Origin of the sequence: Leptolyngbya sp. FACHB-711, assembly GCF_014695615.1 — a bacterium.
Classification (GTDB): Bacteria; Cyanobacteriota; Cyanobacteriia; order Elainellales; family Elainellaceae; genus Leptolyngbya_A.
Genome location: NZ_JACJOR010000486.1, coordinates 1 through 22,603 on the forward strand (window position 1 = coordinate 1; position 22,603 = coordinate 22,603).

The following is a 22,603-nucleotide window of genomic DNA, read 5'->3' on the forward strand; positions in this document are numbered from 1 at the left end:
TGAACCGTCTTTCGATTTTTGTAGACGGCAACAATATGTTTTATGCTCAACAAAAGAATGGGTGGTTCTTTGATCCAAGACGGGTGCTGGAATACTTTACCCGTACTATTACTGATGTCAAGCTGGTGAATGCCTTCTGGTACACCGGACTTAAAGACCCGCAGGATCAGCGAGGCTTTCGCGACGCGCTAATCAGTTTGGGCTACACCGTTCGCACCAAAATTTTGAAAGAGTACTACGACGATAGTTCGGGTCGCATCTCTCAAAAAGCAAATCTGGACATTGAAATTGTCGTTGATATGTTTAGCACCGTCGATCAGTATGATCAGGTGATTTTGTTTAGCGGAGACGGAGATTTTGAGCGGGCGATCGAACTTCTGCGTGCTAAAAATACCCACATTACAGTCGTTTCAACCGAAGGCATGATTGCACGAGAACTGCGAAATGCCACCGATCGCTATATTGATTTAAACGATATTCGTTCTCATATTGAAAAATCTGATAATTAGTCTAATTAACAGTCTAATCGGCTTGATTTCAGAGGGTGTTTTAAGGGCCGCGATTGCAACCCAGATCACCCTCCGAACGGGTCAATTCTGAGGGGAACTGAGCATCCTTCCGATACTCAAAGTCCCCCCTCGCTCTTTTAGAACAGCACTCCTTGAAATGGGAGAGGATGTGCAATTCAGGACATCTCAAAGACGTTGCCTTAGGGTAAATCTGTGGCTCCCATCAGATATCGATCGCACTCGCGGGCAACCCCTCGCCCTTCATTCATTGCCCAGACCACGAGACTTTGACCCCGCCGACAGTCGCCTGCGGCAAACACGCCCGGAATGCTAGTGGCATAGGAGCCATACTCCGCTTTCACATTGCTGCGTGGATCGCGATCGAGTCCGAGGGCATCGAGGAGGGGCTGTTCGGGTCCGAGAAATCCCATTGCCAGCAGGACAAGCTGAGCAGGAATGACCTGCTCTGTACCGGGAATCTGTTTCGGGATGAATTGCCCTTTCTCGTTCCGCTCCCACTGCACATCAACCACATGAACAGCTTTGACATTGCCATCGGCATCACCTTCAAAGTGGGTCGCAGTTGTCAGGTAAGCGCGAGGATCGTGACCATACAGTGCGGCGGCTTCTTCCTGTCCGTAGTCCATTTTGTAGACTTTGGGCCATTCGGGCCAAGGGTTGTCTGCTGCTCGCTCAGAGGGCGGTTTGGGCATGATTTCGAGCTGGACGACCTGGGTGCAGCCGTGCCGAATCGAAGTGCCGACACAGTCGGTTCCGGTGTCTCCGCCGCCGATGATCACCACGTCTTTGCCTGCCGCTGAGATGAACGAGTCTCCGGGCTGGCGATCGAGCACCGCTTTGGTGTTGTCCGTCAGGAATTCCATTGCGAAGTGAATCCCCTTGAGCGGACGACCTTCGATCGGCAAATCACGCGGCTTGGTTGCGCCCGTGCAAAGAACCACCGCATCGTATTCCTTCAGCAGCGTTTCCGCAGGGATGTCTTTTCCAACTTCCGTATTGCAGATAAACTTCACGCCTTCCTGCTCCAGGATTCCCAGGCGGCGCAGCACGACCTGTTCTTTGTCCAGCTTCATGTTGGGGATGCCGTACATCAGCAGTCCACCGGGACGATCGGCTCTTTCATAAACCGTAATCCAGTGACCCGCCCGGTTGAGCTGCGCGGCAGCCGCCAGTCCAGCCGGACCTGATCCGATAATCGCGACATTTTTGCCCGTCCGTTTCGGGGGGGGATCTGCGGTAATCCAGCCATTCTCCCAGCCTTTTTCGACGATCGAGTATTCAATGTTCTTGATCGTCACCGGAGGGTTATGAATACCCAGGACGCAGGAACCTTCGCAGGGAGCAGGACAGACGCGCCCGGTAAATTCGGGGAAGTTGTTGGTTTTGTGCAGACGATCGAGGGCTTCCTGCCACAAACCGCGATACACCAGATCATTCCATTCGGGAATCAGGTTATTAATCGGGCAACCGCTCGCCATGCCGCTAATCATGGTTCCGGTATGGCAGAAAGGCGTGCCGCAGTCCATGCAGCGTGCCCCTTGCGTGCGGAGTCGGTCTTCCGGCATGGGCAGGTGGAACTCATCCCAGTTCCGAATCCGGTTTAGAGGTTCCAGTTCTGAAGGCAATTCGCGCAGATATTCAATAAAGCCAGTTGGTTTTCCCATGTCTCAACTTCCTCCAATTCGGGCAACATCACGAGCATTTTCTTCAAAGGCAGCGGTCAGAGCATCATCCCCACTGAGTCCGGCAGAGATCGCATTCTTAATTGCCTGCAATACGCGCTTGTAGTCTCTGGGCATGACTTTGACAAATTTGGGCAGTATCGCCTCCCAGTGTTCAAGCACCTGTTTGGCTTTTTCGCTTCCGGTATAGGCAGCGTGGTTTTGAATGATCTGCCGCAGTTCGGCAATTTCTTCGGGGTCGTTCAGAGTTTCGAGATCGACCATTTGGTTGTTGCAGCGATTGGCAAAATCACCGGACTCGTTGAGGATGTAGGCAACGCCGCCGCTCATCCCTGCTGCAAAGTTGCGTCCCGTTGTTCCCAGAACCACGACTTTACCGCCCGTCATATATTCGCAGCCGTGGTCGCCCACCGCTTCCACCACGGCAGTGACCCCAGAGTTACGGACGCAAAAGCGTTCTCCGGCAATACCGCGAATGTACATTTCGCCAGAAGTCGCACCATACAGGGCAACGTTACCGACGATGATGTTTTCTTCTGCCACAAAGGTCGAGTTCCTGGGCGGATACAGGATAATCTTGCCGCCGCTCAACCCTTTCCCAAAGTAATCATTCGCATCGCCTTCCAGTTCCAGCGTCACCCCTTTTGGCACAAATGCCCCAAAGCTTTGTCCGGCACTTCCCTGGAAGTGTAAATGAACGGTATCTTCCGGTAATCCCTGCCAGTGACGTTTGGTGATTTCGTTGCCGAGAATCGTGCCAACTGCGCGGTTGATATTCTTAATCGGCAAGGTGGCTTTGACGGGTTCACCATTTTCGATCGCCCCTTTACAGAGATCTAGCAGCACCGTCATATCCAGAGATTTCTCCAGACCATGATCCTGAGCGATCTGACAATATCTCCCAATTTCATCACCAGCTTCTGGCTGATACAGAATCTTGGAAATATCTAAACCTTTCGCTTTCCAGTGATCGATCGCCTGCTTCGCTTCCAGTACCTCCGTTCGTCCGACCATCTCGTCTAGCGTGCGGAAGCCGAGTTCTGCCATCAGTTCGCGAGTTTCCTGCGCGATAAACTTCATGAAGTTCACCGTATGTTCAGGATCGCCCACAAAGTTTTTCCGCAGCTGCGGATCTTGGGTCGCCACGCCTACCGGACAGGTGTTCAAGTGGCAAACCCGCATCATGATGCAGCCGAGCGTCACCAGGGGAGCCGTGGCAAAGCCAAACTCTTCTGCGCCCAGCAGAGCCGCAATCACCACATCGCGTCCGGTCTTCATTTGTCCGTCGGTTTCGACCACGATGCGCGATCGCAGATTGTTCAGCACCAGCGTTTGATGCGTTTCTGCAAGTCCCAATTCCCACGGCAACCCGGCGTGTTTGATCGAAGTTTGGGGCGAGGCTCCCGTGCCGCCATCAAATCCAGAAATCAGCACGACATCGGCATGAGCTTTGGAAACTCCGGCAGCGATCGTCCCGACTCCCACTTCAGACACCAGCTTGACGCTGATCCGGGCATTGCGATTGGCGTTCTTCAGATCGTGAATCAGTTCCGCCAAGTCTTCGATCGAATAAATGTCGTGGTGCGGCGGCGGCGAAATTAAACCTACGCCCGGAGTCGAGTGACGCACTTTGGCGATCCAGGGATAGACTTTGCGACCGGGCAACTGTCCACCTTCACCGGGTTTTGCCCCCTGTGCCATCTTGATTTGGATCTCTTTCGCCTGCGAGAGATAGAGACTTGTCACGCCAAATCGTCCTGAGGCAACCTGCTTGATCGCGCTATTTTTTGAATCGCCGCGATCGTTCGTCCAGGTATATCTTTCGGGATCTTCGCCGCCCTCCCCCGTATTCGATTTACCGCCGATCCGGTTCATCGCGATCGCTAACGCCTCATGGGCTTCTTTGGAGATCGAGCCGTAGCTCATTGCTCCCGTTTTGAAGCGAGTCATGATTGATTCGATCGGTTCCACTTCTTCGATCGGGATCGCTTGGCGGGGTTTAAAGTCGAGCAGACCACGCAGCGTGAAATGCTTCTGGTTTTGCTCGTTCACCAGTCGGGCGTAGGTTTTGTACTGGTCGTAGCTGCCCGTGCGAACCGATTTTTGTAATGCGTGAATCGTTTCTGGGCTAAACAGGTGTGCCTCGCCCTCTTTCCGCCACTGGTACTCGCCGCCCACATCCAGCGTGTGACCGTTGACTTCCCGTTCGGGAAACGCATGACTATGACGCGATACTGCTTCTTTGGCAATGACCTCTAGATCAGCCCCTTCAATGCGAGAAGCCGTCCAGGTAAAGTAGCGATCGATCACAGTCTGATTCAAGCCGATCGCCTCAAAGATTTGCGCGCCCCGGTAGCTTTGCAGCGTCGAGATTCCAATTTTGGAAGCCACTTTGACCACGCCTTTTGTTGCGGCTTTGATGTAGTTCTTACAGGCGGTTTTGTAGTCTACGCCCACCAGCAAGCCCTGATCAATCATGTTTGCGATCGTCTCAAACGCCAGATAGGGATTAATTCCGCCGCAGCCGTAGCCAATCAGCGTCGCATAGTGATGCACTTCGCGCGGTTCGCCCGACTCCAGGACAATTCCCACTCGCGTCCGGGTTCCCTGGCGGATCAGATGGTGATGCAGTCCGGCAACTGCCAGCAGGGCAGGAATGGAAGCCTGCTTTGCATTCACTCCCCGATCGCTCAGGATTAAGATATTTACGCCATTCGCAATCGCTTGATCTGCCTGTTCACAGATAGATTCGATCGCCTGTTCTAATCCCTGTACACCGTTCTTTGGATCAAACAGTGACGGAATCATCACCGACTTAAAGCCGTCCGCGTTCAATCCCTTGAGTTTCGCCAAGTCTTCATTGCTAAGAATCGGCGTTTTCAGTTTGATTAAATGACAGCTTTCCGGCACTGGCTCCAGCAAATTGCGCTCCGATCCGATCGTCGTATCCGCAGACGTAATAATCTCTTCGCGAATCGAGTCGATCGGCGGGTTCGTCACCTGCGCGAATAGCTGCTGGAAATAGTCGTAGAGCAGCTTAGGGCGATCGGACAGCACAGCGAGCGGCGTATCTGATCCCATTGATCCCACGGCTTCTACGCCATCTCGCGCCATCGGAGTTAACAGTAAGCGCACTTCCTCAAAGGTGTATCCGAAGGCGATCTGTTGCTGCATTACGGTCGTCAGGTCAGGATTCGCTGCCAGAACCGGATCGGCAAGATTCACTTCCGGCAACTGTGCTAAATCCACCAGATATTGATCCAGCCATTCTCGATAGGGATTCTCCGTCGCAATCTGCTGTTTAATTTCCTCATCAGCAACAATTCGCCCTTCCTGCATATTCACCAGGAACATCCGTCCCGGTTGCAGTCTTCCCTTTTGTTTCACCCGCTCTGGCTCGATCGGCAATACACCCGCCTCCGATGCCATAATCACCAGATCATCGTGCGTGACGTAATAGCGAGAAGGACGTAGCCCATTTCGATCGAGCACTGCCCCCATCATGGTGCCATCCGTAAAGGCGATCGAGGCAGGACCATCCCACGGTTCCATCAGGCAGGAATGGTATTCGTAAAACGCCTTTTTCTCATCACTCATCGACTCATGCGCTGTCCACGGTTCCGGGATCATCATCATCATGGCGTGGGGGAGCGATCGTCCCGCCAGCACCAGCAGTTCCAGCGCGTTGTCGAAAATCAGCGAATCGCTGCCGTCAATGTTGATCACCGGGCGAATTTTGTGAATGTCTTCCCCAAATGCCTCTGATTCAAACAGAGACTGACGGGCGTGCATCCAGTTGATGTTGCCGCGCAGCGTATTGATTTCCCCGTTGTGGGCAATGTAGCGATAAGGGTGCGATCGCTCCCAGCTTGGAAATGTGTTGGTACTGAAGCGCGAGTGTACCAACGCCAGCGCACTTTTCAGATCGGGATCATGCAGGTCGGAATAGTATTGCCCCACCTGAACGGGCATTAGCATTCCCTTATAGACGATCGTGCGGCACGACAAACTAGAGGGATACCAAGCAGAATCAATTTGGGGCGATCGAATGGCACTGTGCGATCGTTTGCGAATCACGTAGAGCTTCCGTTCAAACGCCAGATCGTCTTTCAGGTCTGGATTTCGCTGGATGAATACCTGCTGCATAAACGGCTCGCTCGCTTTTGCCGAATTGCCCAGCGACGCGTTATCTGTTGGCACATCGCGCCAGCCCAGAACCTTCTGCCCTTCTTCTGCCACAATCTGCTCAAACACTCGGCGACCTTCTTCCCGCCGGATAGGGTCAGGGGAACCGTAGATCATCCCCACCCCATACCGACCTGCCTCTGGAAGCGCGATGTTTTCGGTAGCCGCGACTTTCTTCAGAAACTGGTGCGGAATCTGGAGCAAAATTCCGGCTCCATCGCCCGTGTTGGTTTCGGCTCCGCAGGCACCCCGGTGGTCGATGTTCAGCAGAATGGTGAGTGCCTGCTCGACAATGTCGTGGGAGGCTTGCCCTTTCATGTGAACGATGAAGCCAACACCGCAGGCGTCGTGTTCAAATTGTGGATCGTAGAGACCTTGTTTCGGTGGCAGTTGATTACTGTTCATTGATAAATGCCTTACAAGTGGCAGGAAGTGGGGGCAAAAACCGGTGTTTTTCTATCTCGTTTCAAAAGCGACGCTTCGAGAGCTAATTGAGAGATTCTCTAATAAGTTATGCGATCGCATCACAGGTCTTAAGGAAATTGTCAGATCTGCATTCTCAACTGGGTGTCATTTAGCAGCATTCGTAACAATTCGAGAACTTTCATTGACTCAATCATTTGAAGCATTCATTTGGAGCATTAAAAACTAACAAATTTAGAATTTTCAGGGGGTGTTTTACGCAATGCTTCAGGCAAAAGCGTTTTTTATCATAGCATTGCTACTCGCTGTTCTTAACGGCAACACGAAACACAACTTTATAAAAGACTTTCAAATTAGCCAATTAGTAGGTCAGCCACGGGTTAACCCCAGATCAATCAATGGTGAGGGGTGTTTACTTGTAGAGAAAGTTTTATTTCGGCGTAAACTATTGATTCCCAATCACTGAATTTACTGACGGCAAATGGTATCAAAATTATCTTTTTTGGTTTTCCTTAACCTTGCCAACAGAGCCTGACAAATTGCGCTCGTCCAGAAGAAAAAACGCTTTGAGCTGCGTTGAGCAATAAGCCTAAAAACAAAGGGGCTGCAAGAGGGATTTCCCTTACAACCCAGTTTTAAAGCTCCTTGTGACTGCTACAGTATGACTGCTACACAGTCCTTTTCCTGCCAATTGCTGCCAATCAGCTTTTTCTTTTAATAGCTATCGTCGCCGCTCACTGTAACCAGAGTCAGCAAATAATTAGCACGATTCAAACGATCGCTAATGGCTTGTCGCCATTCCAGACTAATCGAGGGATCAGCAAGAATGTCTTGAGCCAACTGCCGATAGGATGCGCTTGTTGCAATATCTACCTGATCCAGCAAGCAGAGATTTTTGTAGGCAGTTTGAAGCGAAATCTGCATAATGTCTTTCCTCGTAGTAAGCCCAAACCGGAGTGAGGCTGGAGCTATCTATAATTCGTTTATCATCCCCAGAATTTCTTTAATTTGATTCGTTTGTTTTACAGATTGTGCTGGTTCTTTACAAGAGTTCAAATTTTGCCAATTTTATTTGTAACCAATCCAGTTGAAATTTAGGGCGATCGGACACAAGGGAACTAAAAGATTCTTTTTATTATTCCCTAAAAATTCTTGTTACGCCTTCTCAGTCCTTGGGAATGCTGAATGTTGAACCTTACTCCTAAGACTTAGTGAGGGAATTCATGAGAATTGCGCCGATCGCTGCTTGTTTGGGGATGCAATGGAAGCAAAATCTGCGACCCAGGATTCAGCCTGCCTTTTTCAGTTTGTTTGCGATCGCCCTTTCCCTCGCACTGTTGATCAATGCCTGTAGTATCGGGTTTAATCAGTCGCTCCAGCCATTGCGAGTAGGAATTCCCAATTGGGTTGGTTTTGATGTTGCACTCTATGGTGAGCCATCGGAGATTTTCAAGCAGCGAGGACTGGACGTTGAACTGGTGCGATTTGAAAGTAACCAGGATGCTAGCCGGGCAGCAATGCGAGGTAGCCTGGATGCCGCATTTACTTCTTTCTGGGATGTGATGCAGGTTGATCCAGGCAATGCCAAACCTGTGGTGTTAATGACGGCTAATATTTCTGCGGGGGCGGATGGAATGGTTGCCACATCGGGTATTCAAGCAGTTGAAGACCTGCGCGGCAAGCGAGTCGGTGCAAAGCTAGGAACCGTCAATCATTTGATTTTATTAGAGGCACTGAAAGCGCATCAAGTTCAACCCAGCGAAGTCGAAATTCTCGATTATTCTAATGAGGTCGCAGCGGAGCAAGTTGCATCTGGAGCGATCGATGCTGCTGTCTTGTGGGAGCCAATGCTAAGTGAAACGGCTGCAAAGATCAAGGGCAACGTCATTCATACTACTAAACAGGTTGATAGCTTAGTCATAGACATATTGATGTCTAGTGACAGCATGATGAATGCCAAAAAAGCAGAATTAAAGCAGTTCATGCTGGCATGGTTTGACATTATGCACGCCGTCGAAACAAAGCCGACTCAGGTATTTGACACCGTTGGGCAAAAACTTGGACAAAGCGGTGAAGCTTTTGCGAGTGACTATGCAGGACTAGAAAAAGGAGACATCGCTTTAAACCAACGCATGTTTCAGGCAAATGGTCGCCTCAAGGCTGCACAAGCCGAAATTGTTCAGCTATTGCAGACCGATCGCCGTCATGGTCGCACGATTCGACAAGATGTGGAAATCGGTGGAGCACTGGTCAGTGAGGCAATGAAAGCATGGAAGCCATGAAGAAATATCCCTCTCGATTTGGAAATCATTCTTTATCTCGTCAACTACTTGCCGGATTTGGTCTTTCCTTGGTGACCGTTGGCTTAACTACCTTAGGATTAAACTACTTCCTGATCCAAGTGAAACTGGAGCAGGAGCTTCAGCAGCGTGCCCAATCGATTACGCAGGGAGTCGGGTTTTCCACCGAAGGTTTGCTCGAACTGGGCAATACCAGCATCATCAAGCGCATTGTTCAAAACTATGCCACGCTCCCCACCGTGGTTGAAGTGGCGATCGTCAGTCCTGATGGGCAAACTCTCGCTCGTAGCGGCACAGTATCACAAAGTCTGCCCTATGCCTCGATTTATCCAGAACTGGCGCAGGATTTGCAGCAAGCGTCTCGCACAGGTTCAGACACAAGCTCTAGAACGACGGTGGACGGCAAAGCGGCACTGGTAGAAATTTTGCCCTTTAGCAGCAGCCTGTTTGGTCAAGCAGACCAACGCGGATTGGTGGTTGCGATTCTTGATGTCGAAAAATTGCAGCAGCAGACCTGGCAAACTTTCTCGGCTTCAACGCTGACGCTGCTGGTTGGAATGTTAGTGATTCTGGTACTCATGACGATGCTAGTCCAGCAGACAATCCTGCGTCCAATTCAGCGTTTGAACAAAGCGATTACAGAAAGTCAAAGTATCGATCGTTTTGTGATGCCATCGGAATTGCCGGATAACGAAATTCAGTTTCTTGCCCAGACAATTCAGGCGGCGGCAATGCGAGTCGAAGCATATCAGCAGCTTGAGCAGGAAGTCACACAGCGCAAACAGGCAGAAGCAGCTTTACTTCAGTCAGAGGCACGGCTTCGACAGCAGGCACAGGATTTAGAACAAGCTATTCAGGATTTTCAGCACGCACAGATGCAGCTGATTCAGAGTGAGAAGATGTCTGCACTTGGAAATCTTGTGGCTGGCGTTGCTCACGAAATCAACAATCCGATCGGATTCCTAAAAGGCAGCCTCGGTAACACAACGGAATATGTTGAGGATTTGCTGAGCCATTTGCATCAGTACCAGCAGGCATATCCTGATCCGGTCTCCACGATTCAAGACCATGCAGAAACGATCGATCTGGAATTCCTGGTCAAAGACTTACCCAAACTCATTAACTCGATGAAAGGTGCAACGGAACGGATACGCGATATCAGCACCAGCCTGAGAGCATTCTCAAGAGCCGACACAGACCATCCGGTAGAGTTCAATTTGCATGAAGGCATTGACAGCACAATCCTGATTCTCAAATACCGCCTCAAAGCAAACGAGGAACGTCCGGCGATCGAAGTTGTACGGCTGTATGACAATATTCCGGTAGTTTCCTGTTTTCCAGGACAGCTTAATCAGGTATTTATGAACATTCTGGCGAATGCGATCGATGCACTGGAGGAATCAAATCAGGGACACAGCTTTGAATCACTCAAAGAAAAGCCCAACCGAATTACGATTAAAACTGGCATGACAGATGATAAACAATCTGTTGTCATTCGAATCAAAGACAATGGAATTGGAATGACGGAGGACGTGAAGCAAAAAATTTATGATCATTTGTTCACGACTAAGGGAGTCGGAAAAGGAACGGGATTAGGCTTGGCGATCGCCTATGAAGTGATTGTAAATAAGCACGCTGGCAGAATTAGCTGTGGTTCTACTCCAGGAAATGGAACAGAATTCACGATTGAAATTCCCGTGCAGCAGCAGCAGCAGCAGGCAGCATGATCACGATTAAAACGGTGATGCAGCAATGCCAGAGACTATCCTAAATAAGTCATCTTGTGCGTCATTCCACCATCAATCGTCAGATTCACACCTGTAATAAATCCAGCTTCCTCTGAAGCCAGATAAAGCACCATCGCTGCAATATCTTCGGGTTTACCAACTCGTCCCACCGGGTGCTGCTGATGGTCGGCTTCGCTGAGTTTTGGTAGGCGACGCTTCGATCGCTTTTGCCATTCACTGACCGCAATCCAGCCCGGACTGATACAGTTCACGCGAATTTGAGGACCGAGGCTATTTGCCAGCGCATGGGTCAACGCGACTAGTCCACCCTTTGTAGTGGAATAAGCTTCGGTATCAGGTTCAGACATCGCTGCTCTCGTGGAGGCAATATTGACAATTGCTCCGCTCTGCCGCCTCAGATAGGGAACGGCATATTTTGTGCAGAGAAACACACCCGTCAGGTTAACGCCCAGCATTCGATTCCAGCGTTCCAGAGTGAGCTGTTCGATCGGCTCATTGTTTGGATTAGCAATCCCCGCATTGTTCACCAGAAGATCCAGGCGATTAAATTCTGCGATCGTTTGCTCCACCATCGATCGAACTGCTGTTTCATCTGCCACATCGGTTTTCACAAACCGCACCTGTCCCAGTTCTCGATATTCCTCGATCGTCTCTTGTCCTGCCTCAGCATCTTGGTCAGCAATTATCACTCGTGCTCCTGCCTGCAACAGCCGCAGCGCGATCGCTTTGCCAATGCCCTGTGCTCCACCAGTGACGATCGCCACCTTGTCTAAAAAATTCTTTTGCTGCTCGAATATGGTCATTTCCAGAAAGATTTAGTACAATTGAACTACAAGCCCAATATATTGAAGCCATTTCTGAAGCCACTTTTGAAGCCACTTAAGGTCAGACTCTACCTAGTCAAATTTCATCAAGAGCGACTCGACTTCAAGGATTTTGAACGATGACTCACGCTAAAGTAACCCCTCTCAAGCCACAAACCGAGCAATCGCTGCACAAAACGTTTAGGCGTCCGATCGCCGATATCCTGGCTGACCTAGCAAAACCCATTCCCCGTCGCTTTATCGGACAGCTTGAGAAAAAAGACCGCAGAACTGGGAAAGTCAGCTATCTAGACTATATTCCCTGGTATCACGTCGCAAAACTGCTCGACTTCTACGCACCGGCCTGGGAAGGGGAAATTACCCACATTCAGGTGATGGGGGAACGGATTGTGCTGACCTACTCGCTGACCATTCACGCCGAAGAAGGTGATTTTGTTCGCACCGCAACCGGACAAGAACTGCTTGACTGCGGCAGCTATGGCGATCCTTCCAGCAACGCGGAATCGATGGCGTTTCGCCGTGCTGCCGCTAAGTTTGGGCTGGGCTTAGATCTGTACGACAAGGATTAATTGCTCTGTTCTGCTGCTGAGGCAAACTGATTGGCTGAAATCTTGCCTAAAATCCTGCCTAAAATGACGACTTTGCTGAGATAGCTCCAAAATTTTGCCCCTCAACTCGGTCGCAGTTAGGGGCTTTGTTTTAGTCTTTTGCTGAAAGAGCAACAGCAGGATAGATCACACAGTGGAACCTCAGAACCCAGTTTGCCTTCTAACGCTTAGTAGATATTGCAAATGGTGAGTGCTGCAATCCCTTTTTGAGGGCGAACGAGGGGACTCGAACCCCCGAGTGGCGGAACCACAATCCGCTGCCTTAACCACTTGGCCACGCTCGCCATGCGTTAGTCATTATAGCATCCTGCTTCACAGTTGATCTAGATGTCATAATCAAGCGGGAGATAGGTAATTTGAGTTCAGCAATTGGGCGATCGAGCATGAAACATTTTCGCAGACTGACCATTGCAGGCATTGTTTTTGCAGGACTGGGAGCAGCACTGGCAATCACGAACCCACGCCCAGCATCGTTCGATCAATACGCGACCGAGCGACTCAGCGAATATTTGCAGACCGAAGTTTGCCCCGATGCAGGTAGCCTGCTCACGGGTGCTTGCAGTCAGGCAATTCAGGACAATCAGACCGCGATCGCCAGCCTAGTTGCCAAGGGAACACGTCGCGAGAATTACGGGCTGTGGAGCGTCTATCAAACCAACCTGTCTCTCGATCCGCTGCTGCCGTCGCTGCTGGATGGGTCATTGCCGTCCTACTACGTTGAGACGATCGGCATTCTAAACGGATTTCACATTATTAAAGCCGAGGAGCGTTAAGGGCAGGTTGCAAAGAAGGCATTACTACCCAAACTGAACAACGGAACAAAGGAGTCAATATACTGCTCCAACCTTCTTTTACAGGCTTCTACAGGTCTGGCGATTCCAAAAAAGGAGTTTCGGGTTCTAAGGCGGGTTCCAGAACAGGTTCTAAAACGTCTGCTGGAGCAAGTTCTGGAGAAGGCTCAACCCCTTCGGAAAACTGCGGCTCAATCACAGGCAGACGCCCCGATCGCTTCAAAATTAGCATTTGTTGCCCCACCACCGGACTCCGGGCAATGCGCTGGTCTTCTAGATCAAGAATTTCGAGCTGCGTAAAGTCAAACTGGCGCGATCGCTCCCAGAGTTCGCGGGCCAGCTGGTCTTGAGTTTCAGCAGGCAGGCTATACCAACGATCGCCTAGAGTCAACGTTAGATGATGCCGGACTCCGGGCTGCACAGATAGGATAAATGCCTCGCCGTAGGATTCTGTCACCTGCGCCAGCTTTTCCTGAAGGCGGATCAGCTTTTCGGGCGAGAGGGCAGGTTCAGGACGAGAAGCCCTGGATTCGGGAGCGCGCAGCTCCTGGCTGGAAGTCGGAGGCTCCTCAACCGAAGAAACCGCAGGGCGAGACAGCGTAGAAGCAAGCCACAAGAGCAGAGTGAGTAGGGCGATCGTGATTCCGGTGAGAACAGGTTTCGACAAACGACGATTCCAGGGAGCCGGGAGCAACCCTTGCACAAAGGGCAGAATTGTATTCCACCAAAGTTTTCCAGCCGATCGCAGCAAATTGCCACCGAGCTTCACGCCTGCTGCCAGCACTGTCTGAGCAATGCCGCTGAATTGTCCCAGCAAACGCTGAAGGGTGGCGGCTTTAGAAGGGGATTTTGGCTCCTGGGTCATGGCTGTCTCCGCACAGTGTCAAGTCTTCCTGATACTCTCAAAGAAATGGTAGGAGAAATCCTGTCCCTCGCGGGAGCGAGAATTTAATTCACCCACAAATCATTACATTTATCGTCGGTCAAGCATTTATGGCAGTCACCACACAGCAGCTCATTCGTTACAAACAGCAGGGACGGAAAATTGTAGTCCTGACTGCCTGGGACTATCTGATCGCGCAAGTGCTGGATCAGTCGGGGGTGGATGTGATTTTGGTGGGCGATTCCCTGGCAATGGTCGCCCTGGGCTATGAAACGACCGTGCCCCTGACGCTGGACGAAATTCTGCACCATGCCAAAGCCGTCCGTCGAGCGGTCAAAAATGCTCTACTGGTGCTTGATCTGCCGTTTCTGAGCTATCAGGAAGATGCGGTGCAGGCAATGCGATCGGCAGGACGGGCACTCAAGGAAGCCGGAGTCCAGGCAGTCAAGCTCGAAGGCGGCTATCCGGCAATGGCAGAAACCGTGAAACGGCTGGTTCAGGCAGGCATTCCCGTGATGGGTCATGTCGGACTCACGCCCCAATCCGTCCATCAGCTTGGTGGATTTCGCAAGCAGGGCACTTCCCCCGAAGCCGCTGCCCGCATCCTGGAAGAATCGATCGCCCTCCAGGCAGCCGGAGCCTTTTCGATCATCCTGGAACACATCCCCGCAGACTTAGCCGCCCAAATCACTGAAAAGCTCACGATTCCGACAATCGGCATTGGCGCAGGCGATCACTGCGATGGTCAGGTGCTTGTGACCTCTGATTTACTTGGAATGGGTGAATGGCAACCGCCCTTTGCTAAGAAATATGCAAATTTGAGAGAGGCGATCGGGCAGGCAGTGCAGCAGTTTGGAGATGAGGTGAGAGGGAGTGGAACAGTGGGGGATGAGGGGACAGGAGAATAGGAAATCATGCGGCTCGTGATTGAGGCCAAAGGTGGTTCCAACGCCCTATCTAACTCCTGTACTTTCTAACTCCCGTACTTTAACGATCTATCCCCTCTCACCTTCCTGACTGCCTTCCTAACTGCCTTTACTCTAGAACTGCCTCAAAAAGCTAGAACTGCCTCAAAAAGCGCAAATCACTGGCATACAGGCGGCGAATATCATCAATCTGGTGCAGCACCATCGCGAAACGCTCGACGCCAAATCCGGCAGCAAATCCAGTGTAAATTTCTGGGTCATAGCCGACGGATTTAAGCACATTCGGATCGACCATGCCGCAGCCCAGGACTTCCAGCCAGCGACCGCGCCATTTCACGTCTACTTCGGCAGACGGTTCGGTGAAGGGGAAGAAGCTGGGGCGGAACCGCACTTCGATATCGCCAAACATCGATTCGAGGAAGATTTTGATTGTGCCGCGCAAGTCGGTAAAGGTCAGCCCTTCATCGATCGCCAGAATTTCAATTTGGTGGAATACGGCAGCGTGGGTCGCATCAACGGTATCCCGACGATAGACCCGACCGGGAGCCGCAACCCGAATCGGAGGCTCATTATTTTCCATATAGCGAATCTGCACAGAGGAGGTGTGCGTCCGCAGCAAGTTGCCGTCCGGCAGGTAGAAGGTGTCCTGCATATCGCGGGCAGGGTGGTCGGCGGGCGTATTCAGTGCCTCGAAGTTGTAGTAGTCGGTTTCCATTTCGGGACCCTGCGCCACGGTGTAGCCCAAGCCCACAAAGATATCCAACGCCCGATCGATCGTGCTGGTGAGCGGGTGAGCATGACCCTGCGGACGAAACGTTCCCGGCATCGTCACATCGATCGCTTCTGCTGCCAATCTTGCCTCGATCGCCGCCGCTTGCAATCCCGATTTCTTTTGCTCCAGCTCGCCCTGGATGACTTCCTTGACTTCGTTTGCCAGCGACCCAATGCGAGGACGTTCCGCCGCATCCACCTTGCCCATTGCGCCGAGTACCTGGGAAAGACTGCCCTTTTTGCCCAGATAGCGAATGCGGAGCTGTTCGAGGTCATCCAGGCTGGTGGTAGAGGCGATCGCCTGCTGCGCTTCCTGTCGCAGATCGCTGAGTTGAATTGCCAGATCGCCAGACGCTTGAGACATAGGATTTTTCGTGAAAGTCAATAGAATTCGTCGGCTTTTGAACAGCCGATATCTTTCACTAGTGTACGAGGTTTAGGAATCTTGCTGACCTGGCTTTTCCAGATTGCTGTAGCGAAACGGGGATGCAATCAAAGTCTTCAGGTGAGAGACTCCACCCTGCCCGACGCTCCCTAGGGTAAGGCGAAGTCTCCTGCCCCATTATGCGGTGAGTGGGCAAAAGGGACAAGTGAGGGGAAATTAAATATGGTTAAGCTGGTTAAGCGCACCGAGGAAATTGTCAGGAAATCCAAAGCATTTGCTCGATCGCACCAAGACTCTGCTACCTTTATTAGATCGGATCGATCCTGATCATAAGTATCTCGATTTACCTCGATCGGGTGAGTTAGAAACAGGCTAGCAGCGCATAAAAAGGAGCTAGATCCCTGCATTTCCCGGTCACCTCATTCATCTCCAGCAGGTTGGGCAGTTCACAAAAGCTATGGCACTGATTGTTCAGAAGTACGGCGGCACGTCAGTTGGAACGGTAGAGCGAATTCAGGCAGTGGCTCAGCGAGTCCTGCAAACCGTTAAGGGTGGTCATCGTGTGGTAGTTGTCGTGTCTGCGATGGGTAAAACCACCGATGGTTTGGTGAAACTGGCGCACGAAATTTCTGCCAATCCGAATCGGCGCGAGATGGATATGCTGCTCTCGACTGGGGAACAGGTGACGATCGCCCTGCTGAGCATGGCACTTCAGGAAGCCGGACAGCCCGCAATTTCGATGACGGGGACACAGGTCGGCATTGTCACCGAAGCAGAGCATACCCGCGCCCGAATTCTCAGCGTCGCAACCGATCGCCTAGAACGGCATTTGCAGGATGGTAAAGTGGTTGTGGTGGCAGGATTTCAGGGCATCACGAGTTTAGAAGATCTGGAAATTACCACGCTGGGACGGGGCGGCTCCGATACCTCTGCTGTGGCACTGGCGGCGGCTTTACGAGCGGACTGCTGCGAAATTTATACAGACGTTCCCGGCATCCTCACGACTGATCCACGACTGGTTCCCGATGCTCACCTGATGCGCGAAATTACCTCAGATGAAATGCTGGAGCTTGCCAGCCTGGGGGCGAAAGTGCTGCACCCGCGATCGGTTGAAATTGCCCGTAACTATGGCGTGATGCTGGTGGTGCGATCGAGCTGGTCAGATGATCCGGGAACCCGTGTGATGTCTCCGATTCGCCAACCCCGTCCGCTAGAAGGGCTGGAAATTGCCAATGCGGTGGATGCGATCGAGTTTGATACGGATCAGGCAAAAATCGCAATGCTGCGTGTGCCCGATCGCCCTGGCGTGGCAGCAAAGCTGTTTGGCGAAATTGCCCAGCAAGACCTGGACGTGGATTTGATCATTCAGTCGATTCACGAAGGCAACAGCAACGATATTGCCTTTACGGTCGTCAAAAATTCCCTCAACCGGGCAGAAGCAGTGGCGGCAGCGATCGCGCCTGTGCTGCGAAACTACAGCGACCCCACCACAGGAGAAGCGGAAGTCCTGGTGGAACGCCAAATGGCAAAGGTCAGCATTGCCGGAGCGGGGATGATTGGTCGTCCGGGGGTGGCGGCGCAAATGTTCCGCACGTTGGCAGCGGCAGGCGTGAATATCCAGATGATTTCGACCTCGGAAGTAAAAGTGAGCTGTGCGATCGATGCGGCAGACTGCGATCGAGCCATTGCCGCCCTCTGTCGCGAATTTGAAGTTCATACTTCCCCGCTCAAGGCCCCAGGTGGAAAGGCTGACAGTGACATTCCTCCGGTACGCGGAGCCGCTCTGGATCTGAAGCAAGCCCGTCTCGCCATTCGCCATGTTCCCGATCGCCCCGGCATGGCAGCCAGGGTGTTTACCTTGCTTGCCGATCGCAACATCAGCGTAGACATGATCATTCAGTCGCAGCGATGCCGCTTAATTGATGGCACTGCCACTCGCGATATTGCCTTTACGGTGGCGCAGGCAGACGCAGATGAGGCAAAAGCAATTTTCGATGCTACTGCTGTGGAGCTGGGATGCGGAGAAGTGATCGTGGATCAATCGATCGCCAAAGTCAGCGTTGTCGGAACCGGAATGGTTGGAAAACCGGGGGTCGCTGCCAAAATGTTTGATGCGCTGTCAAAAGAGAAAATCAATATCCAGATGATTGCGACTTCGGAAATCAAAATTAGCTGCGTGGTGTCTGAAGAAGACGGCGTGCGGGCACTCCAGGCGGTTCACGCGGCATTTGAGCTATCGGGAACGGAGCGGATTGTGGTTCCGGCTTAGGAAGGTGTTGCACTGCCCCCTAAATCCCCCAATTCGGGGGACTTGGAATATCAGATCAGGAAGGTTCGCGTCGGATGTGTTAGCGCAGCGTAACGCATTAAACAGGGGAGTTCATGATCAGGACGATCGCTGATTCGATCGCTTCCTTATCGGCTTTTTGCCTTGACCCATCACCCGTTACCGCCAGTATCGCCAGTAGCGTCTGCCGCGCAAAAATACGCCGAGCAGGATTGCCACTGCGGTAATCTGACTGGTGCTAATTAGACTTACCGGAGACGGCAGCAGCGTTCTTGCAATCAGTGCCACAATCAGACAGGGAATCAACGCCCAGAGCGTGCCCGTATCGATTCGCACCTGGGGAAAGAAACGCTCCAGCAGCACAACGGCTAATGCGCCAATCCCAACCCCGATCGCAAGCTGAGTCAGAATTCCTAACGGCGGATTAAGCAGCACGATCGCAATCTGAGCCACGATCGTCAATGCCCGCATCAAAATCACCAGGATAAATTCTGCCACGGTGACGCAGAGTGCCGTTAGCAGCGCATTGAGCAATAGCTCCATCCAGGGCAGTCGTTTGAGGCGATCGAGTGGGTTTGCCATTAGGAGAATTGGAGAATTTGTCGTTAAAGGGCTGTGCCTGAAAGCTGGAATGTTCAATTTTAGCCTGAAGCTAAACCAGTGCGTTTATACCAATTGAACGTCTGTATGTTAGAACGCCTTTGGTAATCCCGCTTGCTTGAGAACTGCATTTGCTGTGTGGCGAGATTTGATTGAACTATCTACAACAAATCGTCGATCGTTAATCGGGCTATACCAAATTTCATGATCGCCTTTTCCTTGACGCTCAAAGAAACACCCTGCTTCTACCAATATTTTCTTGAGCGCAGGTGTCAGAGATGCAGCCATTTATGAGGCAACCTCAATCAATTCCTGCCGATGGCTGATGAGTTGAATCGCGATCGCACCTGTATAGTCTGCGGAAATTACATGATTGGTCATCAGCAAGTCAGGAACGATGTCCCTCAACTTTTGACTCAATGCTTCGATCGTCTCCGCTTCGGTTGCTAATCCCGGTACATCATCACTGGTTGCAACCCATACGGCTGCATCTGCATCCCAAAAGGCACTAATTTGGTAAACTGCCGATTCCATACTCGTCTCCACTCCAGCGATCGCCCCTCCAGTTTAGAGCAGCGATCGTCTCAGTAGGAAATGGCTGATACTGCCAGTGTTCCTTCAGTGAATGAAAGCTGCTCTGTATGCCGCGCCAGCGTCGGGAGCTTCGGTCGGGCTACTGCTATCACATCACGACTCGCTGCAATAATCGAGAATTTCGTTTGACGCGATCGGAATGTCGAGAAGTGCTGCTGTTTGCGATTAAACGGTGTCAGGACAAATATGGCTTTAAGCTTTACGCGCTCTGCATTATGAGCAACCACGTTCATTACTTGCTGGAGCCGCAGCAGCCTGACCATTTGCCTCAGATTATGCACTGGTTGAACTGGTACACCGCCATGTGTTTTAACCAGATGTTGAACCGTACCGGGCATTTCTGGGAAAAGCGATATCACAGTACCGGGTTTCCAACCAGCGACAAACGCAGGGCGTTAAACACATTACGCTATATCCACGGCAATCCGAAAGCCGCAAATATGCAGCAGGGCTTTTTCTATGATTTCAGCAACTACGGAACCTATGACCGTTTGACCCACGACGGCATCACCCAATGGCATCCGGCATTTCTGGCACTGGGGACAACGCTGGAGATTTGCGCCGCAGCCTATCGCAAGTTTTGCAAGAAATACAAGCCGAAACCGAAACCCGAAAAAAAGAATCACTGGGGCAGTAAGCTGCTGGCAAAGCTGAGAGCGCGAGGAAAACCGACCAAAGTTAGCCCAGGGCAGAAAAGCCTGTGGGAAGAGTGGGATGCGCCTGCGGAGGAGATTCGCAAAGTGGCTGAGAAATTTGTGCTGGCGAACTGCTTTGACCCCAAATTTATCAGCATTACTTCTTCACTAATAGAGAAAAATACAGAGTAGCCAATACGGTGCCAGGTAACGGATCGCCGAAAGGGGGGTTTTATGTAGAAAAGAACACCAGAAATAAAACTTAAAAAAAGCTCAGGACTGGCTTGTGCTACAGTTCACAAGTCTCTGTGCGAGAGAAGAGAATCTCCATACTAATCCCATACTACCTACCCCACCCAATGTAGGGAAAATCCCTTTTGGGAAGGAATTAGAAGGGTTGAGGTCTCGATAGTTCAGCCACTTACCATCCTTGCGCCAGCCGACACGATCGCAAAACTTCTCCCAGATTTGCGCTCCTGGATATTCGCCGTCCAGTTTAGCACCGCACTCTACATAAATTTGCTTCTGGACGCTGAAACCAAATTTGCCTTCGCTGTATTTCACCCATAGTTGGTCGATCGTTTTGAGATCGGTGCAGGGAAAGTTCAACAGTTCCTCTGATGTGAACCAATCTCCCTCTTTACTACCCACAGCCTGAATCATTACCTTGTAGGTTTCATTGTCTGCGGCGTACCAGTTTTGCGCTTTCAACAGGTCACGGAGCTTAGTGTAGTCAATTCCTTTTTCTGAACTGAGATCATCTTCTGGCGTAGCCCGATTGCTTGGTCTCTCAGGTTTCCTTTCGACAGTGACGGTTGCTTTTGCGCCTGCTGATTCTCCTTGCACGGGTTTATTTGCAGAAGTCGGGGAATCGGTCAAGTATGGAGGATTGAGCGTCAGGTTAAAGGGCTTGAGAATGGGAAGAACATCTTCATCGCGTAGTTTCAAAACCTGCTGGAAATATCGCAAATCATCCAAACTGTCTGCACTCAGGCCTGGGTCATATTCCACAGTTTCTTTGACTGCTTGTTCAAACTCGTTGAGCTTACGCCAAAACTCCTGGTAAGGCTGTAGCACTTCTCGGGCAATTTGCTCTGCTTCCGAGGGCGCTATGTGTAATTCCTCGCTGCGATAGTTCAATGCCCGTCGATCGATTGGAGAAAGTTTGCCCCGCTTTTGTTTTGCCCGATCGTCCAATTCTTTACGGTAGATCAATCGCGGATCGCCCTGTGGGGCACGGGCAATGAAAATCTTATAGCCTTCTCGCGCGGCATAAATTTCAGGCTGCATCGTCGGAGCGGCTTCCCGAACTTTTTCTCGGGCGTATTCGTGGAGTTCATCAACGGTAATCTGTCCATTACCATCGCGATCGGCGGCTCCCGTTTCTAACCCCTGTACGAGATAGCGGGTGTAGATGCCTCCTCCCTCCTGCTCATAGGAAAACTGAGTTGCAGTTGAGGCAGTTAATACAGCGCGTCCTTCCCCGCCAAGCTGCAATTTCACATCAACAGCAACGACCTCTGCCTTTCGTGCCATCATGTCTTTGGCAAAGGCTCCGCTAAAGCAACAATCTAAAATCAAAATCTGCCGCTGCGATCGACTCCGGCTCATATAACCTTGCACCGCACTAGCAGGAATCGCTTTTGAAACCCAAATCCGTCCCTGTGCGTTCGTTTCAGTGATGCGAGTCGCAAAATAGAGCGTCCCGTCGTCATCCCTTACGCCATGCCCAGAAAAGTAGATAAGAATCAGGTCTTCAGAACTGCGATTCTCGGTCAACACCATTTCGATCGCCGATTCCATTTCAGTGCGATCGGGATTTGACAAGACCTGAACCTGATCAAATCCGCCCACTTGAGGATTCTCCAAGACACGCCGCATCATTTCCAGATCGCCTTGCGTTCCAGGCAATTTAGATAATCCCTTGCCGTATTCACTTACCCCAATCAGCAGCGCAATCTTCGCCATCAATTCCAGTCGGTTTCGCTTATTTCTACTTTAGCCGCCAGATATAGAACGTTTAACCCCCGGATATAAAACGTGAGTATCACTTTAATCCTCTAAATTGCTCAGATCCTCCAGATTAAACCGATCGATCAGGTTTTGTACCTCAGTGTTGTGATTCAGGTAAAACTCGATCGCTTCATTGACCAAGCCGCTGAGGGAGGTGTCTTTAATACCCGCCAGAACTTTCAGGAGACGATCTAAATCTCGTTCAACAAATACCCGAATTTCTGGTTTCCTCTTGCTCGCTGCCACTTACTCTTCTCGCCCTTCCCTCAATCCAGTTCGTCAAGCCTGTGTTTTTCAATGATTTCCTGCTGTTTAGGCTGCTGTAACCATAGTTCCAGTGCTTCAGCGACGACTGCACTGATTGACTCTTCCCGAATTGTGGCGATCGTCTTGACCAACTTATCTAAGTCAGAATCCA

Annotated in this window: 19 protein-coding genes and 1 tRNA gene; 8 read left to right on the top strand and 12 right to left on the bottom strand. The window is 51.2% G+C overall.

The window, feature by feature from the left end; genetic code table 11:
• A partial coding sequence (gene labA, locus H6F80_RS22745; protein ID WP_190793811.1) for a low amplitude/bright protein LabA occupies positions 1-509 on the top strand: 509 nt, incomplete at its 5' end.
• Positions 510-709: 200 nt separating this feature from the next.
• Here labA and gltD read toward each other — a convergent pair.
• The 3 genes from gltD to H6F80_RS22760 form a co-directional block, all read right to left on the bottom strand.
• On the bottom strand, positions 710-2,194 hold the full coding sequence (gene gltD, locus H6F80_RS22750; protein ID WP_190793812.1) for a glutamate synthase small subunit: 1,485 nt from the start codon (positions 2,192-2,194) through the stop codon (positions 710-712).
• Between the two features lie 3 nt (positions 2,195-2,197).
• Complete coding sequence (gene gltB / locus H6F80_RS22755; RefSeq protein WP_190793813.1) at positions 2,198-6,802, bottom strand: glutamate synthase large subunit; 4,605 nt, start codon at positions 6,800-6,802, stop codon at positions 2,198-2,200.
• A gap of 732 nt (positions 6,803-7,534) precedes the next feature.
• A complete protein-coding gene (locus tag H6F80_RS22760; protein ID WP_190793814.1) occupies positions 7,535-7,744 on the bottom strand; it encodes a hypothetical protein in 210 nt (69 codons plus the stop codon).
• Positions 7,745-8,043: 299 nt separating this feature from the next.
• On the opposite strand from H6F80_RS22760, the gene H6F80_RS22765 reads away from it, so the two are divergent.
• Together H6F80_RS22765 and H6F80_RS22770 are read left to right on the top strand one after the other, a co-directional pair.
• Positions 8,044-9,102: an ABC transporter substrate-binding protein gene (locus tag H6F80_RS22765; protein WP_190793815.1), complete on the top strand. Its 1,059-nt coding sequence runs from the start codon at positions 8,044-8,046 to the stop codon at positions 9,100-9,102.
• A complete protein-coding gene (locus H6F80_RS22770) occupies positions 9,090-10,847 on the top strand; it encodes a sensor histidine kinase (RefSeq protein ID WP_190793816.1) in 1,758 nt (585 codons plus the stop codon). Before H6F80_RS22765 ends, H6F80_RS22770 begins: the two co-directional genes overlap by 13 nt.
• 35 nt (positions 10,848-10,882) lie before the next feature.
• On the opposite strand, the gene H6F80_RS22775 is transcribed toward H6F80_RS22770, so the two are convergent.
• Complete coding sequence (locus H6F80_RS22775; RefSeq protein ID WP_190793817.1) at positions 10,883-11,671, bottom strand: SDR family oxidoreductase; 789 nt, start codon at positions 11,669-11,671, stop codon at positions 10,883-10,885.
• A gap of 140 nt (positions 11,672-11,811) precedes the next feature.
• Here H6F80_RS22775 and H6F80_RS22780 point away from each other — a divergent pair, with 140 nt between their 5' ends.
• A complete protein-coding gene (locus H6F80_RS22780) occupies positions 11,812-12,261 on the top strand; it encodes a DUF1071 domain-containing protein (protein ID WP_190793818.1) in 450 nt (149 codons plus the stop codon).
• Positions 12,262-12,511: 250 nt separating this feature from the next.
• Here the strand turns inward: H6F80_RS22780 and H6F80_RS22785 are convergent.
• Positions 12,512-12,584 (bottom strand) — tRNA-His (locus H6F80_RS22785).
• Positions 12,585-12,656: 72 nt separating this feature from the next.
• Here H6F80_RS22785 and H6F80_RS22790 point away from each other — a divergent pair.
• Positions 12,657-13,073, top strand: coding sequence for a DUF4359 domain-containing protein (locus H6F80_RS22790; RefSeq protein WP_190793819.1), 417 nt, complete (start codon positions 12,657-12,659; stop codon positions 13,071-13,073).
• Between the two features lie 88 nt (positions 13,074-13,161).
• Here the strand turns inward: H6F80_RS22790 and H6F80_RS22795 are convergent, their stop codons facing one another.
• Positions 13,162-13,956, bottom strand: coding sequence for a hypothetical protein (locus H6F80_RS22795; protein ID WP_190793820.1), 795 nt, complete (start codon positions 13,954-13,956; stop codon positions 13,162-13,164).
• Positions 13,957-14,084: 128 nt separating this feature from the next.
• Here H6F80_RS22795 and panB point away from each other — a divergent pair, with 128 nt between their 5' ends.
• On the top strand, positions 14,085-14,882 hold the full coding sequence (gene panB / locus H6F80_RS22800) for a 3-methyl-2-oxobutanoate hydroxymethyltransferase (RefSeq protein ID WP_190793821.1): 798 nt from the start codon (positions 14,085-14,087) through the stop codon (positions 14,880-14,882).
• Between the two features lie 151 nt (positions 14,883-15,033).
• Here the strand turns inward: panB and pheS are convergent, their stop codons facing one another.
• The gene (gene pheS, locus H6F80_RS22805) at positions 15,034-16,035 is read right to left on the bottom strand and encodes a phenylalanine--tRNA ligase subunit alpha (protein WP_190793822.1); all 1,002 of its coding nucleotides are present in this window, start codon (positions 16,033-16,035) and stop codon (positions 15,034-15,036) included.
• Between the two features lie 478 nt (positions 16,036-16,513).
• Between pheS and H6F80_RS22810 the strand changes: the two genes are divergently transcribed.
• Positions 16,514-18,325, top strand: coding sequence for an aspartate kinase (locus H6F80_RS22810; protein WP_190793823.1), 1,812 nt, complete (start codon positions 16,514-16,516; stop codon positions 18,323-18,325).
• Between the two features lie 177 nt (positions 18,326-18,502).
• On the opposite strand, the gene H6F80_RS22815 is transcribed toward H6F80_RS22810, so the two are convergent.
• The 3 genes from H6F80_RS22815 to H6F80_RS22825 form a co-directional block, all read right to left on the bottom strand.
• Positions 18,503-18,925 carry a peptide chain release factor 1 gene (locus H6F80_RS22815; RefSeq protein WP_190793824.1) on the bottom strand — a complete coding sequence of 141 codons (423 nt, stop codon included), beginning with the start codon at positions 18,923-18,925 and terminating at the stop codon, positions 18,503-18,505.
• Positions 18,926-19,033: 108 nt separating this feature from the next.
• Positions 19,034-19,231 (bottom strand): type II toxin-antitoxin system HicA family toxin, encoded by a 198-nt coding sequence (locus tag H6F80_RS22820; RefSeq protein ID WP_190793825.1) that lies wholly within the window; start codon positions 19,229-19,231, stop codon positions 19,034-19,036.
• Complete coding sequence (locus H6F80_RS22825; RefSeq protein ID WP_190793826.1) at positions 19,232-19,477, bottom strand: DUF1902 domain-containing protein; 246 nt, start codon at positions 19,475-19,477, stop codon at positions 19,232-19,234.
• 107 nt (positions 19,478-19,584) lie between these two features.
• On the opposite strand from H6F80_RS22825, the gene H6F80_RS22830 reads away from it, so the two are divergent.
• Positions 19,585-20,364, top strand: coding sequence for a transposase (locus H6F80_RS22830; protein WP_190793827.1), 780 nt, complete (start codon positions 19,585-19,587; stop codon positions 20,362-20,364).
• 81 nt (positions 20,365-20,445) lie between these two features.
• Here the strand turns inward: H6F80_RS22830 and H6F80_RS22835 are convergent, their stop codons facing one another.
• Together H6F80_RS22835 and H6F80_RS22840 are read right to left on the bottom strand one after the other, a co-directional pair.
• Positions 20,446-22,140, bottom strand: coding sequence for a caspase, EACC1-associated type (locus H6F80_RS22835; protein WP_190793828.1), 1,695 nt, complete (start codon positions 22,138-22,140; stop codon positions 20,446-20,448).
• Between the two features lie 84 nt (positions 22,141-22,224).
• The gene (locus tag H6F80_RS22840) at positions 22,225-22,431 is read right to left on the bottom strand and encodes an RH3 domain-containing protein (RefSeq protein ID WP_190793829.1); all 207 of its coding nucleotides are present in this window, start codon (positions 22,429-22,431) and stop codon (positions 22,225-22,227) included.
• Positions 22,432-22,603 lie beyond the last annotated feature (172 nt).